At 44.2% G+C, this 18,210-nt stretch carries 10 protein-coding genes and 1 pseudogene; 5 read left to right on the plus strand and 6 right to left on the minus strand.

The features are described from left to right. Window positions 1–257: 257 nt before the first annotated feature. Window positions 258–770 carry a DUF4168 domain-containing protein gene (locus BJP37_RS12125; protein WP_075899065.1) on the minus strand — a complete coding sequence of 171 codons (513 nt, stop codon included), beginning with the start codon at window positions 768–770 and terminating at the stop codon, window positions 258–260. Window positions 771–974: 204 nt separating this feature from the next. After that, complete coding sequence (holA, locus tag BJP37_RS12130; protein WP_075899067.1) at window positions 975–1,967, minus strand: DNA polymerase III subunit delta; 993 nt, start codon at window positions 1,965–1,967, stop codon at window positions 975–977. A gap of 24 nt (window positions 1,968–1,991) precedes the next feature. Here holA and BJP37_RS12135 point away from each other — a divergent pair, with 24 nt between their 5' ends. The 4 genes from BJP37_RS12135 (at window position 1,992) to BJP37_RS12150 (ending at window position 10,559) form a co-directional block, all read left to right on the plus strand. After that, window positions 1,992–2,798 (plus strand): DUF1868 domain-containing protein, encoded by an 807-nt coding sequence (locus BJP37_RS12135; RefSeq protein ID WP_075899069.1) that lies wholly within the window; start codon window positions 1,992–1,994, stop codon window positions 2,796–2,798. Between the two features lie 55 nt (window positions 2,799–2,853). After that, window positions 2,854–3,480: a cobalt-precorrin-8X methylmutase gene (locus BJP37_RS12140; protein WP_075899071.1), complete on the plus strand. Its 627-nt coding sequence runs from the start codon at window positions 2,854–2,856 to the stop codon at window positions 3,478–3,480. Window positions 3,481–3,490: 10 nt separating this feature from the next. Next, window positions 3,491–4,816, plus strand: coding sequence for a precorrin-6y C5,15-methyltransferase (decarboxylating) subunit CbiE (gene cbiE / locus BJP37_RS12145; protein ID WP_075906016.1), 1,326 nt, complete (start codon window positions 3,491–3,493; stop codon window positions 4,814–4,816). A gap of 1,288 nt (window positions 4,817–6,104) precedes the next feature. Continuing rightward, window positions 6,105–10,559, plus strand: coding sequence for a condensation domain-containing protein (locus tag BJP37_RS12150; RefSeq protein ID WP_075899073.1), 4,455 nt, complete (start codon window positions 6,105–6,107; stop codon window positions 10,557–10,559). On the opposite strand, the gene BJP37_RS12155 is transcribed toward BJP37_RS12150, so the two are convergent. The 3 genes and pseudogenes from BJP37_RS12155 to BJP37_RS44970 form a co-directional block, all read right to left on the minus strand. Continuing rightward, window positions 10,560–11,912 carry a flippase gene (locus BJP37_RS12155; RefSeq protein ID WP_075899075.1) on the minus strand — a complete coding sequence of 451 codons (1,353 nt, stop codon included), beginning with the start codon at window positions 11,910–11,912 and terminating at the stop codon, window positions 10,560–10,562. Window positions 11,913–12,340: 428 nt separating this feature from the next. After that, window positions 12,341–12,493, minus strand: a complete 153-nt coding sequence (locus BJP37_RS36330; RefSeq protein ID WP_143727584.1) for a BrnA antitoxin family protein — start codon at window positions 12,491–12,493, stop codon at window positions 12,341–12,343. 4 nt (window positions 12,494–12,497) lie between these two features. Continuing rightward, window positions 12,498–12,707: pseudogene (locus tag BJP37_RS44970) on the minus strand (BrnT family toxin). Window positions 12,708–12,953: 246 nt separating this feature from the next. On the opposite strand from BJP37_RS44970, the gene BJP37_RS12165 reads away from it, so the two are divergent. Beyond that, window positions 12,954–13,802, plus strand: coding sequence for a DUF4437 domain-containing protein (locus tag BJP37_RS12165; RefSeq protein WP_081431472.1), 849 nt, complete (start codon window positions 12,954–12,956; stop codon window positions 13,800–13,802). Between the two features lie 189 nt (window positions 13,803–13,991). On the opposite strand, the gene metH is transcribed toward BJP37_RS12165, so the two are convergent. Then, window positions 13,992–17,594 carry a methionine synthase gene (gene metH / locus BJP37_RS12170; RefSeq protein WP_075899079.1) on the minus strand — a complete coding sequence of 1,201 codons (3,603 nt, stop codon included), beginning with the start codon at window positions 17,592–17,594 and terminating at the stop codon, window positions 13,992–13,994. Between the last annotated feature and the right edge of the window lie 616 nt (window positions 17,595–18,210).

Raw genomic sequence — 18,210 nt, forward strand, 5'->3', positions numbered from 1 at the left:
ACTTATGAGGTACACAGGATTGTTTCCCACTTCCGACTTCCCTCTTCTGACATCATGTCAGGATAATTACCCTTAATCAAAATCTCCCCCATCTCCCCATCTCCCGATCTCCCCATCTCCCGATCTCCCCACACCCCACACCCCACACCCCACACCCCACACCCCACGCTTTTCCTAAAAACATATAATTATGGTTGAAGTATGGTTGACGTTATGCTTCAAGGGAATAAGTTGCTGATTCTTAGAGCTATATCTAGCTAAAAGCTAGCGTCAAATTTTGCTTGTTGAATACGCACTAATTCACTTTGAATCTGTTCCCGTAAATTTTCATTATCTTGCATCTCAATAGTAATTTCGTTGAAGCGTTTATTTCCTCCTTCGGGAAAATACTTAGAGACAATTCCCTCTGACTGTTGGCAGTAATCTTTAGCAATCTCTTGGGCGGTCGAGGGGAGCTTACTGATGCTTTCGGAGTCATCGCAGAAAATTTCTGGTTGCTCTCCTAGGATTGTGGTGATTTTTTCATAGGCAGATGCGCGAATAGGCTCTATTTGTAATAGAACTTCAGCATATTGAGTGACGTCATTAGGACTAATGTCAGAGGTGACATCTTGAGCATAGGCTGAAGTTGTAATAACAAGGGTATAAGAGTCTTCAGAAAGCTCAGGGATAAATCCAGATAGCAAACTAATAGCAGTAAGTCCTCCGACAAGGAGAGATTGGGAGAAAAGTTGGGTCAAGCTAAGTTTTAGAGAGTTAGCAGTGAGCATGATGATAGATTAGGAGCAAAACAAACAATAACCAAAACCACTAAGGGCTAGTTTAATGTGAATTAATTTATGGGTGGTAAGTTCCTCATAAGGCAAGATATTCTGGGGATTGGGAAGTGCAGACAGGATAAATATCAAGCATGAGTATAAAAAAAATTTAACCTTCAATCGTTTAAGCTAGCCTGGGTGAAGCCACTGACTGGTCTAAACTCTTGAACTGTTAAAGATTTCACAAAGTTGTATAACCTTAGTTTGTAATGTAGAAAGGGGGTCTGCTCCGGTTTTGAGGTTGAGGTCTAACTCCAGCAACACCCGCAGAGTGGAGATGAGTTGCTTGGGGGAAAGGAACTCCACGTCTTGTTTGAGGAAGTAAACTCGTTTGGGGTTATTGATATTGGCGGTGTTAGCGATCGCATTTGGATCGGTCTGGCCCTCACTCACCAGCAACTTCACCCACAACCAGGTACGAAACTGAGTAATTAAGGTAGCGACAATCTTTAAAGGAGGTTCATTGTGGTTGATCAAGGCAGCTAACAACTCTAAGGCTTTTGCCCGATCCCCTGCCCGAATCGCCTCTGCCAGTTGCAAGGTATTTTGAGTATTAGCCACTACCAGGGTGGCAACGGTGCTCTCTTGTAAGGGTTGGTTGTCATACAGCGCGTAGAGTCGTAATTTTTCCAGTTCGTTGAATAACTGCCGGGTGTCATTGCTAACGGATTCGGCTAAGAGAACAGCCGCACTATTGGTTAGTTTGATCCCAAATTCAACGGAGTAGGACTTGACCCGATGCACTAGCTGCTGGGTCTTCCAGGGGGGAATCAGAGCAAACTCCCGAATCTCGGCGTACTGTTGCAGTAGTTTCGTGGACTTGAGTCGTGGATCTGGTCGATGGGGGGTAGTTAGTAACAAAACGGAGTGTTTAGGAATGACTGGTATAGTACGCTCTAATTCTGCCAGTAAATTGTCCGAACATTGCTGGCACAGGGTTGTATCGACTAACCACACTAGACGTCCACCCATGCCAAACGGAGGAGTCATTACTTGATTCAAGGCTTGAATTACGGCATCTGGTTGGTCTGGGGAAATTTTGTCATAGTTAAAACTAGCCCAGTTGGGGTCAACTAGGGATTGACGCAGCTTGTCGAGGGCTTGAGCCATGGCAAAGTCATCCTTTCCCCAATAGAGGTAAATTCCCATATCAGAACACGTAAGGGGGCAAAATTGGACGATACATATCAAAGTTATCTAAATCGGGTCACACGGCTGACCCTAACCGCAACCTATCAATCGCAGTTACTCAATATCCAAGAGTCACCCAAGTTTAAACGTCTCCCTAATGGCAGCAGAGAGCCTGCCCCTTTTCCTGGTTACACTGTAATCACACCACCTTGGGAGGAAGAGACGAATAATTCAGCATTCTATAATAACATGCAGCAGCTCCAAAAAGAGCTTCTTATGCAACTAGACCCGGGTTTAATGGTACCGATACCCCCGGATAGTTTTCATTTAACCTTGGCTGACTTGATTTGGGAAAATGCCTACCGAGATGCCACGGCTGAAAATCCACAGTTTGAAACTCAACTGCTTAAGTCGATACAGGCAAGTTTTGACAAGTCTGTCAGTATCAGCCAGGAAACCTCTTTAGCAAATGGTGGTAATCCTATTAGCTGGCAGCTATTGGGCTTAATGGTGATGCCCAGGGCGATTGGTGTATGTCTAGCACCCCAGGATGAACAGGCATACAATCGCATTTCCCAGCTGCGCCGGTGTATTTATCAAAATTCTGATTTAATGGCTCTAGGTATTGAACAGCAATACCATTTTACGGCTCACATCACTCTAGGATATTTCGGAGATATTCCCCAGGAGTTGGATAGCGATCGCATTAGCAATATCCTATTCGAGTTAAGTGGCCAAGCCTTAGAAGCGGAAGGGAGTGTACTATCGATTAGGGAGGCTCAATTAAGGAAGTTTGACGATATGATGCGCTTCTTGCGGGAACCGGAATGGCCAGTTTTGGAGTTTTGAGTGCTTTCGCGTGCTTAGTGTTTGAGTTGGAGCAGAGTATGGCTTGGGGTATAGGATGAAAGCATTGTCAATGCATCCGATTATGGAGCAAAGTTTTGCAATTATTGACCAACAGATTGGGGAGCATCAGTTTAATCGAGCTGAGTATGCTATTGTGCGCAGGGTAATCCATAGTACAGCTGATTTTGAATTTGCCCAGCTGCTTCGGTTTAGTGAAAATGCGATCGCATCTGGTATTTCTGCACTGCGGCAGGGAATACCAATTGTTACAGATGTAGGAATGGTCAAACAGGGGATAGCTAGTATGGTGGCAAAAACCTTTGGTAATCCCCTGATCGCAGCAGTAGACCAGGCACCAGTAGCTCTGCCAGGAAAGACGCGCACGGAAACTGGTTTACTCCGATGTTTCGAGCAGTTTCCGGGGGCTATTTTTGTAATTGGTAATGCCCCTACGGCATTGTTGGCTTTATGTGAGCAGTTGTCCCACTCTCAGGTCAAACCAGCTTTGGTCATTGGCGCAACCGTTGGGTTTGTGTCAGTGCTGGAGTCGAAAGCTGCTTTGGCCAAGATATCCATCCCTCAGATTCGGGTTGAGGGAGCTAAAGGAGGGTCTCCAGTGGCTGCAGCTATTTTGAATGGATTGATGGTATTGGCTTGGGAAAGTAATGAATCCCCGAGATAGCAGCAAAACCATGACCTCGATCCATGTAGTGGGGATTGGTTTAGACGGAGCAGCTAGCTTAACTGATCAAATCAAGCAGCTGGTGGAACGAGCGACGCTATTGGTTGGAAGTCAGCGCCATTTGGGGTATTTTCCCAACCACCAAGGGTCACAACTGGTATTGGGTAATTTTACTGACGCTATTGAATTAATTCGTAACCAGCTCGATAGTACTGATGACGATACCCTAATCGTAGTGTTGGTGAGTGGTGATCCATTGTTTTTTGGCTTAGGACGATTGCTGCTAAGCCAACTTCCTCCCTCAACCCTGAGGTTTCATCCCCATGTCAGTGCAATTCAGTTGGCCTTCAGTCGGATTAAGGTGCCTTGGCAAGATGCTAAGGTAATCAGTGCTCATGGCCGTTCTATGGAACAACTAATCCCAGCCTTGAAGCAGGGGGTTGAGAAGATTGCAGTGCTCACGGATGGCACCAATACACCTGAAGCGATCGCTAAATTATTGCTAGCGCTAGATTTACCCAGTTGCTACCAGTTCTGGGTATGTGAAAATTTGGGAGGTATGGATGAACGGGTGCAATGTCTTGATGTAGAAGCAGTATTGAACCAGACCTTTGCGCCCCTGAATGTGGTGGTATTACTACGTCAGGGTGAGTCCGTTGACCAATCCCTAGATCCAGACTCCTTACCGATACTGGGATTACCAGATCAGACATTTACTAGTTTTAGCGATCGCCCTGGTTTAATGACCAAGCGAGAAATCAGGCTGCTGTTACTAGGAGAGTTAGCACTCAAACCAGGGCAAACAGTTTGGGATATTGGTGCAGGAACAGGTTCAGTTTCCATTGAAATTGCTCGTTTATCGAACACCTCTCAGGTGTATGCTATTGAAAAAACAGCAATGGGGAGTACTTTGATTGAGCAAAATTGTCAACGTTTGGGCGTTACTAACGTTACCTCAATTCATGGTTCAGCACCGGATATTTTGAAAGATTTACCAACACCAAATCGAATTTTTATTGGCGGTAGTGGGGGTAATTTACACTCAATTTTGGATTATTGTGATACTCGCTTAGACCTCGATGGTATTTTAGTGTTAGCGTTAGCAACAGTTGAGCGTAGTAATACAGCTTATAGTTGGTTTGAATCTAAACGTTTCCCCCCCTCCGAGCGCGGGATTAGAGCAAATTCCTTCCCCCCTTCCGCGCGGGGGGTTAGGGGGGATCACTGGAATTATCAATGGTTACAGGTGCAGTTATCAAAGTCGGTACCTGTGGGCAAACTAACTCGGTTTAATCCTCTTAATCCGATCACTATTGTGACGGCTTGGAAGTGCTGAGTTTGAGAGTGGTGAGTTCGTAAGTGCTGAATTCTGATACCCTATCTGCCAATCTCCCCATATCCCCACAAGTTGCCGTGTCATTAGCTGATATTATTCCTACTGTTGCCTATTGCCTCTTGGCCTTTGCGACTCTGTTCACAACTCAAATAAAAACGCTATATGTAACTTTTAATACAACTTGAAATGGGTTGACTTTGATATCCTAAGCACAATCACACTTAAAGTAAAGTTAAAAGGGCTTTACCTTAAGGAAACACAAAATATAGACAGAGTTGTCATGGGGTGGAGTTAAAGGATTTGTAGTATCCTATACGGGCAGCTCTTGTTCTGCTTTTAGGTATTGGGTATGTATTAGACCAAACATCTTGAATATCCAGAGTAATCCCATAGAATTTATTTTGTATAGATTGTACTTGACAAAATGCCTATTGAGTTTGGTATATATATTGTACTTGGCAAAATACATGAACAGGAGGCGGGAGCTTTCCAAAATCGGCAGATCAACTGGCTTTTCACAAATGCACAAAAAAGTGGTATTATAGTACTCGCAAAAAATACTACACTGTCAAAACCTACAGTAGTACCTAAAGTGTGGTAGCTTTGGAAAACGATTAGGTGGGAGCAATTAAACTGAACAGGAGCAATACCATTTTGTTAGAGATATCGAATACTTATCGATCATCAAATGCCTGATTAGAGTGTTCTTTTGGGGTTGCTGAATCTTCGAATCAATAGGAGTAGGGTGGCCATCCTGCCGCCCCGGAAATGTTGATAATGGGCAAGATGCTCATTCTACCAAGATTTCCGTTCCACAAAACTCCTTTAATCCTTCTATTATTAAGCAAAGCCAGCTTTGGAAAAAAAGAAACCGCAATAATCTCAGAAAAAAGTGGTATGCTAGTAATCGCAAGGCACTATCAAAACGTAGAGTAGTACCTAAAGTGTGGTAGCTTTGGAAAACGATTAGGTGGGAGCAATTAAACTGAACAGGAGCAATACCATTTTGTTAGAGATATCGAATACTTATCGATCATCAAATGCCTGATTAGAGTGTTCTTTTGGGGTTGCTGAATCTTCGAATCAATAGGAGTAGGGTGGCCATCCTGCCGCCCCGGAAATATTGATAATGGGCAAGATGCCCATTCCACCAAGATTTCCGTTCTACAAAACTCCTTTAATCCTTCTATTATTAAGCAACGCCAGCTTTGGAAACAAAGAAACCGCAATAATCTCAGAAAGTGGGATCTCAGGGTTGTAAAGACAAATCAATTCAAAGAATAAGAATATGTTAACTAATCAAAAAAAAGACTCTTCAGACGTGAATCAGGAAGCTTTAACAACTATTCCGGCTATAGATGAGCAGTTAGCCCAGAAACTAGAAGAGCAATGGAAGCCCCAGGCTCTAACAGATGGGGGGCCATTACCATCTGACCCGGATGCTCCTACTACCCTACCCCAAGTTTTAGAAAGATCAGCAGAGCAAATCGTCGGAGAAAGCATTGTATATCTCCAGGGAGATGGCTCGGAAATAGTCCAATCCTATGCAGAATTATTAGAAGAAGCTAAGAAAATCCTAGCGGGTTTAAGAAAGCAAGGATTAACCCCTCAAGACAAAGTAATTTTACAATTAGAAAAAAGTTGGGACATCATACCGGCTTTCTGGGGATGTATTCTCGGGGGGTTTGTGCCGACAATTATGGAAGCACCTATTACCTACGTAGAATCTAACCCGATCGCTAAGAAGCTGCGTCAGATTTGGGAATTTTTAGACAAACCTTTCATCATTACTAACAAAGAGCTGCCAGAAAAAATCCAGTCCTTTTTATCAGGCTCTGAGCAAAAAGTAAGCTGCATTGAAACGTTAAGGCACAACGCCCCAGATAAATCCTATTACCCCAGTCAGCCAGAGGAAACGGCATTTTTTAATCTCACCTCTGGCAGTACGGGAATCCCCAAATGCGTGAGAATGACCCACCGCAATCTCATCTCTCGCTCCAGGGGAGCCAATATTCTCAATCAGCATCAACCAGAAGATGTAATCCTGAATTGGCTGCCTTTTGACCACATCGGCAGCATCTGCGACTGGCATATCCGTTGTATCGAATTGGGCTGCAAACAAGTTTACGCAGCAAAGGAATATATTTTAGGTCGCCCTCTCAACTGGTTGGATTTAATTGATAAATACAGAGTCAACTATAGCTGGGCACCTAACTTTGCCTATTCTCTGGTTAATGACTTGCTGGAACGAGAACCAAATCAAACCTGGGATTTGTCTTGCGTGCAATTCTTACTCACAGCAGGGGAAGCTGTTTCTTCCCAAGCCGTAGAGGAATTTATGGAGAATATGGCAGCCTATGGTTTGAGTAAAACTGCCATTCGCCCCGCTTTTGGGATGGCAGAGTTGGGTTCGGGGATAACCTATTATCAGCCCACACCAGAGGCTCCTTTAAAGTTCCATCGGGTAGATAAAGACTCTTTACAAGGAACCATTAAACGAGTCGGGGCAGAACATCCCAACAGCAGCATTTTCGCCGATCTAGGGCCAGTTATCCCAGGAGTAACGATTCGGATTGTCGATGAAGAAAAGTCGATTTTGCCCGAAGATACTATAGGTCACTTGCAAGTATGTGGCGATGCCGTTTCTCCAGGTTACGATAAAAATCCTGAAGCGAATCGGGCATCTTTTCTAGAAAATGGTTGGTTTGATACTGGAGATTTAGGTTTCATCACCAACGGACACTTGGTGTTGACCGGTCGAGCCAAAGAGACCATTATTATCAATGGTGCAAATTACTACAGTCAGGAAATTGAAACTGTAGTCGAAGAAGTAGAAGGGGTCGAAGTTTCCTATACCGCAGCTTGTGCGGTTCGAGATGGAGGTGGCTCAACAGAAAAACTAGCGATTTTCTTCCATTTGACGACTCAAAAAGATGAAGAAATACTGCCGCTGTTGCAGACGATTCGAAAGCAGGTGATTTCCAAAATCGGGGTCAATCCAGATTACTTGATTCCCGTTCCTCGGGAGGTGATTCCGAAAACCGGTATCGGGAAAATCCAACGCTTACAATTGAGTAAGGGTTTTGAAGCCGGAGAATTTACCCAAATTCTGAAACAGTTGGGTGATCAAAATGCCCGATCGAGTAAGGAAAAGATTGCCCCCCGCAACAAATTAGAACATCAACTGGCTTCGATTTGGCAGGATGTGCTCGGAATTCCAACGGTCGGTATTGAAGATAACTTCTTTGAACTGGGGGGGAATTCGATCGTGGCAATGGCCATGGTGAACAAGCTACAAGACGAACTGAACAAAATTCTGCACCCAGTTGCCCTGTTTGACGCGCCAACAATTGCTACATTAGCTGAATATCTTGAAGAAAATTATTCGGAGCTAGCTGAGGAAACAGAAGGTAAAGTTGTCAGTAAGACAAGTAATACATTAGTAGAGAAACTGAACACCAAGCAAATTGGTCAGATGCGGCAATATCTACTGCATCACCTTTGTGGGGAATCTGTTCAATCCGATACATCTGGGAAGAAAAATAAACAAGCTATTTTCATCCTCTGTACCGGACGCTCTGGTTCTACTTTATTAAGGGTGATTATGGCCGGACACCCACAACTTTTCGCACCACCAGAGTTGTATCTGCTTTCGTTTAATACTCTTGCGGAACGCAAAGCTGCTTTTTCTGGGCGCAATAATTTCCTGGGAGAAGGGGTAATTCGCGCTATCATGGAAATCAAAAACTGTGATGGGGAACAAGCACAGCAGATTATGGAGGAGTTAGAGGAACAAAACTTGAGTACCAAGGAGTTTTTCTCTTTGATGCAAGAGTGGCTGCCAGGTCAAATCATAGCTGATAAGACTCCACCTTATGTGTTTAACCCAGAAGTTCTGCAACGTGCGGAGGAAGAGTTTGAAAATCCCCTTTATATCCACCTCCAGCGCCATCCCCTGGCCACAATTCGTTCAATGAAAGAGGCCAGGTTAGATTTGTTGGTGGCCATGGAAGAAAACCAGTTCTCAGTGGAGCAAAAAGGAGAATTGATGTGGTTGATAAGTCACCAAAATATATTAGAGTTCCTCAAGAATATACCCAGTTCCCGTCAGCATCAGCTTAAATATGAAGACTTAGTGCAGCAACCCGAAACTACTGTTGATCAGTTATGTGAATTTATCGGGATAGATTTCCATCCCGATATGCTCCAACCTTATAAGGAAAAGAAGCAGCGCATGACCGATGGGGTTCACGCTGTATCCCGGATGATGGGAGATCCTAAATTCCACACTTACAAAGGGATTAATGCCAAAGTTGCTGAGCGCTGGAAGGAAGAATATAAGGTAGACTTTTTGAGCCCAGAAACTTGGAAGGTAGCAGAGTCTTTGGGTTACGATCGCCCCTCGGAGAATTCGCTCAGCAATTCCTTACCCCTTACCGTCGAACAAGAATACATGTGGTGGCGTGCACATCCAGAGGGACTTTACAACAACACTTGGCGCATTTGGCGCATTGAAGGCCCATTAAACCTCAAGGTCTTGCAGGAAGCGATTAAAGAAATTGCCCGCCGTCACACTCCCCTCCACACCACTTTGGAAAAAGTAGATGGTTCTGTGGTACAGGTGGTACGCCCAGAAATGGAGCCAGCTTTTGAAGTAGTAGACTGCCCCAATATACCAGAAAACGAAGAGTCCCAGGTAATCCGGAACTATCTCGAAGAATGTTCCCTGCGTCAGTTCGACTTAGTCAACGGTCCGATGCTGCGGGTTAATATCCTGCGTTTGAGCGAAACCTCCCATATTCTCATGCCCTGCATCAACCACGCGACCACTGATGCTTCGTCTTGGGGCTTATTCATCCATGAATTAAACGCTCTCTACTCGGCCTTTGCTTCTGGACAGCCCTCACCCTTGCCACCACTGGCCATGACATTTACCGACTATGCCCAGTGGTATCAGCAATGGCTGCAGGCAGGGACCTTGGACAAGTGCCTCAACTACTGGCGAAAAACCCTGGCGGGAGCGGAACTTTTGGAGTTACCGACCGATCGGCCCCTTCCAGCCAACCCCACATTTCGCCAAGGCTCCGAACCGTTAAAGATTAGTGCCGACTTGAAGAGTAGCTTGGAAAACATCAGTAAGAAAGCCGGGGTAGTTTTATACGTTACTTTATTGTCAGCCTACGGAGTAGTTCTTGGCAGTGTTGCTAACCAAGAAGACTTTGCCATTGATTCCATCTTCGTCAATCGCCTGAGGAAAGAAGCTCAATCCTTAATTGGTCCTTTTGGCAATATCCTACCCCTGCGTTTGGATTTAAAAGGCGATCCTACTTTTGCCGAATTACTTGATCGCATACAGCAAACTGTCCGTAATGGTTACGCCCACAATAGTTTGCCTTTTCTTCAACTGGTGGATATCTGGAAAGCCCAAGGCAAGCAATTCAAATATCCTACCTCCGTAGGTTTCAATGTGATTAATGCAACCAACTCCGAACAACTGGAACTACCTGAAATGGAAGTCTCATTTATCGGGATGAAAAAGAAAGCTGTAGTCAGAAACCTACATTTGCGGATGTTGGCTAAAGACGGAGGTTATAGCGCTGACTTCAGGTACATTACCGATATCTTGGACGGCACGACAGTTGCTCGCATCGCCAGAAAATACCACTTTCTTCTGGAAAGTGTAGTAAAGGAGCCCCAAAAGCCCCTTTCTCAATTACGAGTAATGCTTGATCGAGTGGAGTAACTAGATTCCCTCCGATTTTGAACCCCGTTGAAAAAGTCCCCTGAAAACTAGGGGACTTACTCCTACATATTTCACCACTAAAAAACTGAGCCAAATATTCCACAGCGCTTTAGAGAAAGCTGTAGCTATAGCTGCCCCTACTCCACCGATGAGGGGAATAGCGATCGCATTTAACACGATATTGAGAATAGTCGCATAAATAAAAACGGGTAAAGATTTATTTTGATGACCCGTCATCACCATCAAATAGCCTACAGAACCACATAAAGCACTTACTAAATTGCCTAAAACCAAAATTTTGAGTTGCAAACTCGCTGCGATAAATTCTGAGCCAAATATTCCTAAAATGGGTTGACTGAAGACCGTGAGCAATAAGGAAATAGCCATAGAAGGCCAGAAAATCCACAGGGCAACTGCGGAAACCACCTTTTGCAGACCCTCGATATTGTTTTTAGCGTAAAGGGCTGCGAAACTGGAAGCGGCGACTATATTGATAATGCTCAGCACAACACTAACCCATTGAGCCGTATTCACGGCCGCACCGTACATCCCTGCTTCCTTTGCTCCCAATATTGAGCCAACCATAATCGTGTCGATTTTACCAAGAATTTTCAAAAAACTCTGCTGTAATAACAAAATGAAAGCGACACCCAACCACTCTCGAATGGCATAGACCGGCTTGCTGGGTTCAAATTCTTCATTTAACTTAAACAATAACAATCCAAACTGGAATAACAGGGCAGCTAGGAAGGCGATTTCAGCGATCGCGATCGTAGAAATTCCGGTGAGGTCATGACTTGTCTGTATGAACAGAAATGCGCCACAGACTACCAAAACCGGCCAAATTATTTGTGATGGCGCGTAGGCTAAAGTAACATCCTTGGCAGCTCTGGAAGTTTCCAATTGCAAATTTACCAAGGCTTGTAGTGGTATCAGACCGATACCTATTAATAAAGGAGTGGCATAAGCAAAGGGGTGGTAATAATTCAGCAGTAAAATTACACCAGCAGCTAGCAAGCTAAGCAAAAGACTAGCGAGAATAGTAATCAACCAGCTACTGCGCACGATACCTCGCAACAGTCCCCATTCTTCTTTCACCTGGTACTGGGAGACAAAGCGCAAAACGGTATGGGGTAAACCCAATCCTGCGGGAATTGCTAAGAGGATAGACCAAGCAATCACATATTCATAAATGCCATACTCAGTGGTACCCATCCATCGAGCCAGGAAAACCTGCACTACATAAGTCAGAAGAATACCTGCAAATTTTATGATCAGAGCTATTCCAGCTTCTTTAGCCAGAATACCTAAGTTAAGATTTTCGTCGGTAGTGGAAGATACGGTTTGAGTCATAAATTTTATTGAAATCAAAGAAACGGGGTGAAAACCAAGCTACAAGCCTGATGGATTGCCAAAACACAAGACAGTTATATAGCATTTGTAGTTGAAATGTAAACCTGTATCGTCTTTTTTGATGGGACAATAACACTGAGGATCTCTTTCCCCTCTTGCATCCATGCTTTTTTCGGTAATTCGTATGTTTACAACCCAGATACAAAAGCTTTAAGCTAATGGGCTACGCCCATTAGCTGATGACTGAATGCTTAGGATAAAAGTGACAAGATAATGGGCATATTGTCAAGTTTATATCTTAATTTATGATCAGACAAAATTTGGCAGCCTTTTTAAGCTGAGATAACCCACTCTACAAGCTCAGCAATCGAACTAATCAAAGGATATTTCTCCTTTAATGACAACACAATCATGAAGGCATAAATTATTTATTGGTAATAAATAAATAACTTTTTATTCGCCTTGGCTTCAAAATATTCTATTACATCAATCCTCAAAAGCAAAGTTACTTGTTGCTTCAATTTATTGGGATAAGGATTGGGGCGGCTTTTCATATTTCCAAGGTCATATTCTGGTTTCATGGTTTTATCCTCGATAGTGTTTACTTTCATTTTTGGTGGCTTTGCGGGCTGAAATGATTCTGATTACTAATTCCTCCTATCGGTAACAATGAATAATCAGTAAGATTCGCATTTTCGAGCTTATGCCTAGGAGTAAAAATCGGTCTTCTATCTCAGAATGATCTTCGTCCCAAAACTGGATTGCCTTCTCATCATAGAACACCTTAAATATCAATCATTACTGCTAGTGAAATCACTGCTGTCACTACTGCTATAGCAGTGGAAGCAAAGCTTAAGACATCTTTTGCTCCCTGCTCCCTGCTCCCTGCTCCCTTTCAAGCAAAAGACTATGCCCATTACCATGCTTCCCTTGCTATTTAATCACTACTGCTGGAGCTGGTGCTATAGTCACTACTACTTTCACAACAGGTATTATTAGAGTTATTAAATCTCTCAATACCCCACGTAAATGAGAATTAATATGAGAAGGTTTCTAGCACTAGCACTTACAAGCCTCGTAATTGCTGCCTGCACTAGCTCGCTGGTTCCATCCGAAAGTATCACTCCGAAATCAGCAGCCGAACCAAGCCCCAAGGTTGTCTTGAGGTCCGAAGTCAAGTGGGAGCAACTCAACCCCGCTCGCGGTGACAAGAGCCCGCAGGCTGGTACTCTTTGGGGCGATCGTACTGGCCCTGGAGCAGCAGGCTTTCTTCTTAAGCCAGCAGACGGCTTCAAGTCACCACCTCATATTCACAATATCGCCTACCGAGGAGTGGTCATTAGTGGCCTCATTCACAACGGTCATCCTAATGCGGAGGAAATTTATATGCCTGCGAGTTCTTTCTGGACCCAGCCAGCTGGAGGTGTGCATATTACCGCTGCCAAGGGTAATAACAGCCTGGCGTACATAGAGGTTGAGGATGCATTTGGAGTCCTTCCTGCACAGAAGGCGTTTCATAGCGAAGACAAGCCGATCAACGTGGACGCATCGAACATCGTTTGGATCGATCAGCCCGGAATGCCAGCCTCTGCCAATGGAGCAAAGGTAGCCTTTCTTTGGGGCAACCCGCAGGACGATCAGTTGAACGGGACCCTTGTCAAGCTACCGGCTAAATTTACTGGAAAGATACGTAGCCACGGCTCAACCTTCCGCGCTGTAGTAATCCAGGGTCAACCACAGTACCAAGTGCCGAGTGAGACCGAGGTCAAGACCTTGGTGCCGGGCAGTTATTTCAGCTCGAAGGGAGAGTCGGAGCATCAGGTCTCGTCTAAAACGGGAGAGGAGAGCATCATCTATGTACGTACGGATGGCAAGTTCGAGGTAATTTAGGGTGGGCAGTGGTTGATACAAATTCACCAAGCTGGACAAACACCTTGATAAACACTGCCCACCCTAAGATTAATAACAATGATGCAAGATTCCAGCTTTTATTAACTGAAATCTTGCTAGCTCAACTGAATTTTGCCCCCCTAGCCCCCCAACTTTGGGGGAAGAGTCAATTCTCAAAAACCTAACTAATCAAGCAGTAAAATATCTAGCGATGGGGTGGTAAGTTACAATTGCTGTCGTAGATTGCTCTGGATACAATTGCTCACTCTCATCCATGTATAGCTTAATGCGATCGCATTCCAACAAATCCAACTGCTTGTACTGATCCTGGAGATTTGGACAAGCGGGATAGCCAAAACTATACCGTGAACCTTGATAGCGCTGAGCCAACACATCCCGAATGCTATCGGGTTCTCGATCTGCGAACCCTAACTCCCGACGAATCCGAGCATGACTCCATTCTGCCAAGGCTTCAGCCATTTGTACCGCCAATCCGTGGTAATACAAATAATCGGTATATTGATCACCATCAAATAATTTCTTAGCGTACTCTGTGGCAATATCACCTACAGTTACCGCCTGCATTGGGAACACATCGAATTGACCTGCTTCTGCCAACTCCTTCGGTAAAAAGAAATCCGCTATACACAAACGCTTACCAGACCGTTGCCGAGGAAACTCAAATCGTGCCACCTCTTGCAATTCCTTCGAGTCTTTAGCGCCTTCGGAATTCATCCCTTGGGCATCATAAATTATCAAGGAATTCCCCTCAGCTAAACAGGGAAAATATCCATACACCACCTGGGGATGTAACAAGTTCTCAGCAAGAGTTTTTTCCTTCCATTTCGCCAGAATTGGGTCAACCTTTTCCTTCAAAAACTGATTATACTCTTCCCTCGACTGGTCCTTTGGCTTCCGAAACTGCCATTGTCCAGCAATCAACGCCTGCAAATCCAGATACCAAAAGACTTCCTCGAAGGAAATATCTTCTGGCTGGAGTATCTTGGTTCCCCAGAATGGCGGTGTTGGACGCTCAATATCCAAGGTTACCCCTTCCGAACGATTAGTATCTGGAGGAGTTGCCGGTTGTTCGCGTAGCGTGGCCGAAAGGCCAAGGTTGTCTGAAGAACCTTCAACTTTCAACTTGTCAACTTTCAACTCGGAAGACCCTTCAACCGCTACACCATTCTCTACCTCATCGATAAACCCTTTGATATCATCCCAGTTACCAGCTGATTTTGCTGGCATTAACTTATCCATGAAATGGAGGTCAGAAAAGGCATCTTTACCATAAACCACCTGACCGTTGTAGGTATTCTGGCAGTCCTTATGGACAAACTTTGGTGTTAGGGCAGCACCCCCTAGAATAACTGGTACCGTAATTCCCCGCTCATTAAAGGTTGCCAGATTATCCTTCATAAAAGCGGTAGACTTCACCAGTAGCCCACTCATGGCAATACAGTCAGCATTGTGCTTTTCATAAGCATCAATAATATTTTCCACTGGCTGTTTAATCCCCAAGTTAATCACCTCGTAGCCATTGTTGGACAAGATGATATCTACTAAATTCTTGCCAATATCGTGAACATCTCCTTTCACCGTAGCAATTACAAAGGTACCTTTAGCATTCTTCCCTGCTTCAGATTTTTCCATATATGGCTCTAAATAAGCCACTGCTGCCTTCATGGTTTGAGCGGATTGTAATACAAATGGCAGCTGCATTTGCCCAGAACCAAATAGTTCTCCTACCACTTTCATACCGTCCAGCAAAAAGGTATTGATAATCTCCAGGGGAGGATATTTTTCTCGGGCTTTCTCCAGTTGTTCTTCTAAACCAATCCGTTCCCCATCAATAATATGACGCTTGAGCCGCTCTTCTACCGATAGGTTTTCATCCTGGGAGCGATCGCGTTTTGTAGTTTTGCCTTCAAACAGGGTAGTCAGCTCAGCCAAGGGGTCATAGGTACACACATCCCCATCAAACTCTCGCTGATCATAAATCAGTTTTCGACAAACCTCTTGATGCTCTGGCTCAATCTTGGCTAAGGGTAAAATCTTACTAGCACTAACAATGGCTGCATCCATCCCCACTTGCATTGCTTCGTGCAAGAACATGGAATTAAGCACAATTCGTGCTGCTGGGTTTAGTCCGAAGGAAATATTAGAAACCCCAAGCATAACATGACACCCAGGCAATTCTTCCCGAATCCGACGAATGGATTCGATTGTAGCTTTGCCGTTTTCCCGGTCTTCCTCAATCCCTGTGGAAATTGGTAACGCTAGCGTATCAAAGAAGAGTTCATGAGCTGGGATACCATATGCGATCGCATCATTATAAGCACGTTTAGCAATTTCAAACTTCTTATCCGCTGTCCGTGCCATACCATCTTCATCGATAGTACCAATTACCACTCCCGCGCCATAGATTTTAGCTAACTCCAGTACCTTATAGAACCTAGGTTCCCCATCTTCGTAGTTAGTGGAGTTCAGGATACACTTACCCCCAACCACCTTTAAGCCAGCCTCCATCTTTTCCCATTCCGTAGAGTCCAGCATCAGGGGTAAGGTAGAATTTTTTACTAAACGGGAGGCCAATTCGTTCATATCCCGCACTCCATCCCGTCCCACATAGTCCACGTTAACATCTAGGACGTTAGCCCCTTCCCTAATTTGGGATTTAGCCAAAGATACCAATCCATCCCAATCTTCTGCGTTGAGCATGGTGCGGCACTTTTTAGAACCACTAGCATTGAGCCGTTCACCAACAATTAGGAAAGAATTATCTTGGTGATAAGGCTGGGAACTGTAAATCGATGCTGCTGACGGTTCATACTTAGGATGCCGTTCCTTCGGGGTCAGGGTTTTGGCAACCTCCGCTAACTGTTCAATATGAGCTGGCCTAGTACCGCAACAGCCACCAATAACTTGTACTCCCAAATCCTCTACAAAATGCATCAGTGCCATCCGCAGTTCCATGGGAGTAAGCCTGTAGTGAGCGTGCCCTCCGACATTTTCCGGTAATCCAGCATTAGGGATACAAGAAACCACAAATGGGGAACATTCAGACAAGTATTTGATATGTTCCTTCATTTGCTCTGGCCCAGTTGCACAGTTAAGACCAAGGATATCAATCGGGTAAGGCTCTAGAATCGTTAGCGCCGCATTAATTTCTGACCCTACCAGCATAGTACCCATCACTTCCATAGTGATCGATACCATCAGTGGCAGTCTTGCCCCTTTTTTTTCAAATACCTCTTCTACGGCATTCAGCGCTGCCTTAATTTGCAGCACATCCTGACAGGTTTCCACAATCAGCAAATCAGAACCGCCATCATACAACCCTAAGGCTTGTTCCACATAGGCGTTCTTCAAGGTATCAAAATCAATATGTCCCAGGGTAGGGAGTTTAGTACCAGGACCCATGGCCCCGGCCACAAACCTAGGTTTTTCTGGAGTAGAGTATTCCGCTGCCATCCGTTTCCCTAGTTCCGCAGCTGCTTTATTTAGGTAATAGGCTTGGTCAGCTAGATCATATTCTGCCAGTACAATCGAAGTACCCCCAAAGGTATCCGTTTCAATCACATCTGCTCCCACCTCCAGGAAGCCCCGATGGACCTTTTCCACTGCTTCTGGTTTAGTATGGACAAGGTACTCATTACATCCCTCGTACTCAGGTCCACCAAAGTCTTCAGCGGTAAGGTTTTGGGTTTGGAGAGAGGTTCCAGTTGCCCCATCAAATACGATAACCGGGCGCTTTGGGCTATGGAGGTGATTGAGGAAAGGGCTATTCATAGATTCAGTTGCTATTTGTTGACCGTTGACAGTTTACGGAATTGGCTTCATTTATGTCGGCTCTTATAATTAGTTTATCAAAAATCACCCAAATTATTTTATTTTATTTTTGGTATAATTTAAAGATTAGGCAAAATTAGGGGGGTAAAAAACTCAATAATTAATTGTTTATTTTGAAATTTTAAACATAAACTTTCAAGGTTTTATTTAAATTCATTAAAAGGGTAAAACCAACAGTAATTTTCCAACTAAATTCTAAACAAAAAGTAGTATAATTTAAAGATTAGGCAACGTTAATTTTACTAGTTGTGTAAATCCATTAAACCAAATTAATAGCGTTGATCATACTTATAGTGAACAGAACCAGCACGCAATTTATCAGTTTACGTCGGCACGGATCTCTTAGAAAATCCCTTGGGATGGTGAGTCCCTACGGTGCAGAAAAAGTTAGGCAGTGCAGGGATTAAAAACACCGGCTTACTTTGGGTAGCCAATTGTGTCCAATTCCAGAAACTGCTGAAAGACAATCTCCTCTAAAAAATGCTATAATATAGAGTTACTATGTGATGGGAAAGACCATGCAAGTTAAAGACTTGACTATTGAAGAGTTTAAGCT

The organism is Moorena bouillonii PNG (genome assembly GCF_001942495.1).
In the GTDB taxonomy this organism is placed as follows: Bacteria; Cyanobacteriota; Cyanobacteriia; order Cyanobacteriales; family Coleofasciculaceae; genus Moorena; species Moorena bouillonii.

Bases quoted from the DNA above. Each gene is read 5' to 3' on its own strand.
- BJP37_RS12125 (WP_075899065.1), bottom strand. From the start codon at position 770: ATGCTCACTGCTAACTCTCTAAAACTTAGCTTGACCCAACTTTTCTCC.
- holA (WP_075899067.1), bottom strand. From the start codon at position 1,967: ATGGGAATTTACCTCTATTGGGGAAAGGATGACTTTGCCATGGCTCAA.
- BJP37_RS12140 (WP_075899071.1), top strand. From the start codon at position 2,854: ATGAAAGCATTGTCAATGCATCCGATTATGGAGCAAAGTTTTGCAATT.
- cbiE (WP_075906016.1), top strand. From the start codon at position 3,491: ATGACCTCGATCCATGTAGTGGGGATTGGTTTAGACGGAGCAGCTAGC.
- BJP37_RS12150 (WP_075899073.1), top strand. From the start codon at position 6,105: ATGTTAACTAATCAAAAAAAAGACTCTTCAGACGTGAATCAGGAAGCT.
- BJP37_RS12155 (WP_075899075.1), bottom strand. From the start codon at position 11,912: ATGACTCAAACCGTATCTTCCACTACCGACGAAAATCTTAACTTAGGT.
- BJP37_RS36330 (WP_143727584.1), bottom strand. From the start codon at position 12,493: ATGAAACCAGAATATGACCTTGGAAATATGAAAAGCCGCCCCAATCCT.
- BJP37_RS12165 (WP_081431472.1), top strand. From the start codon at position 12,954: ATGAGAAGGTTTCTAGCACTAGCACTTACAAGCCTCGTAATTGCTGCC.
- metH (WP_075899079.1), bottom strand. From the start codon at position 17,594: ATGAATAGCCCTTTCCTCAATCACCTCCATAGCCCAAAGCGCCCGGTT.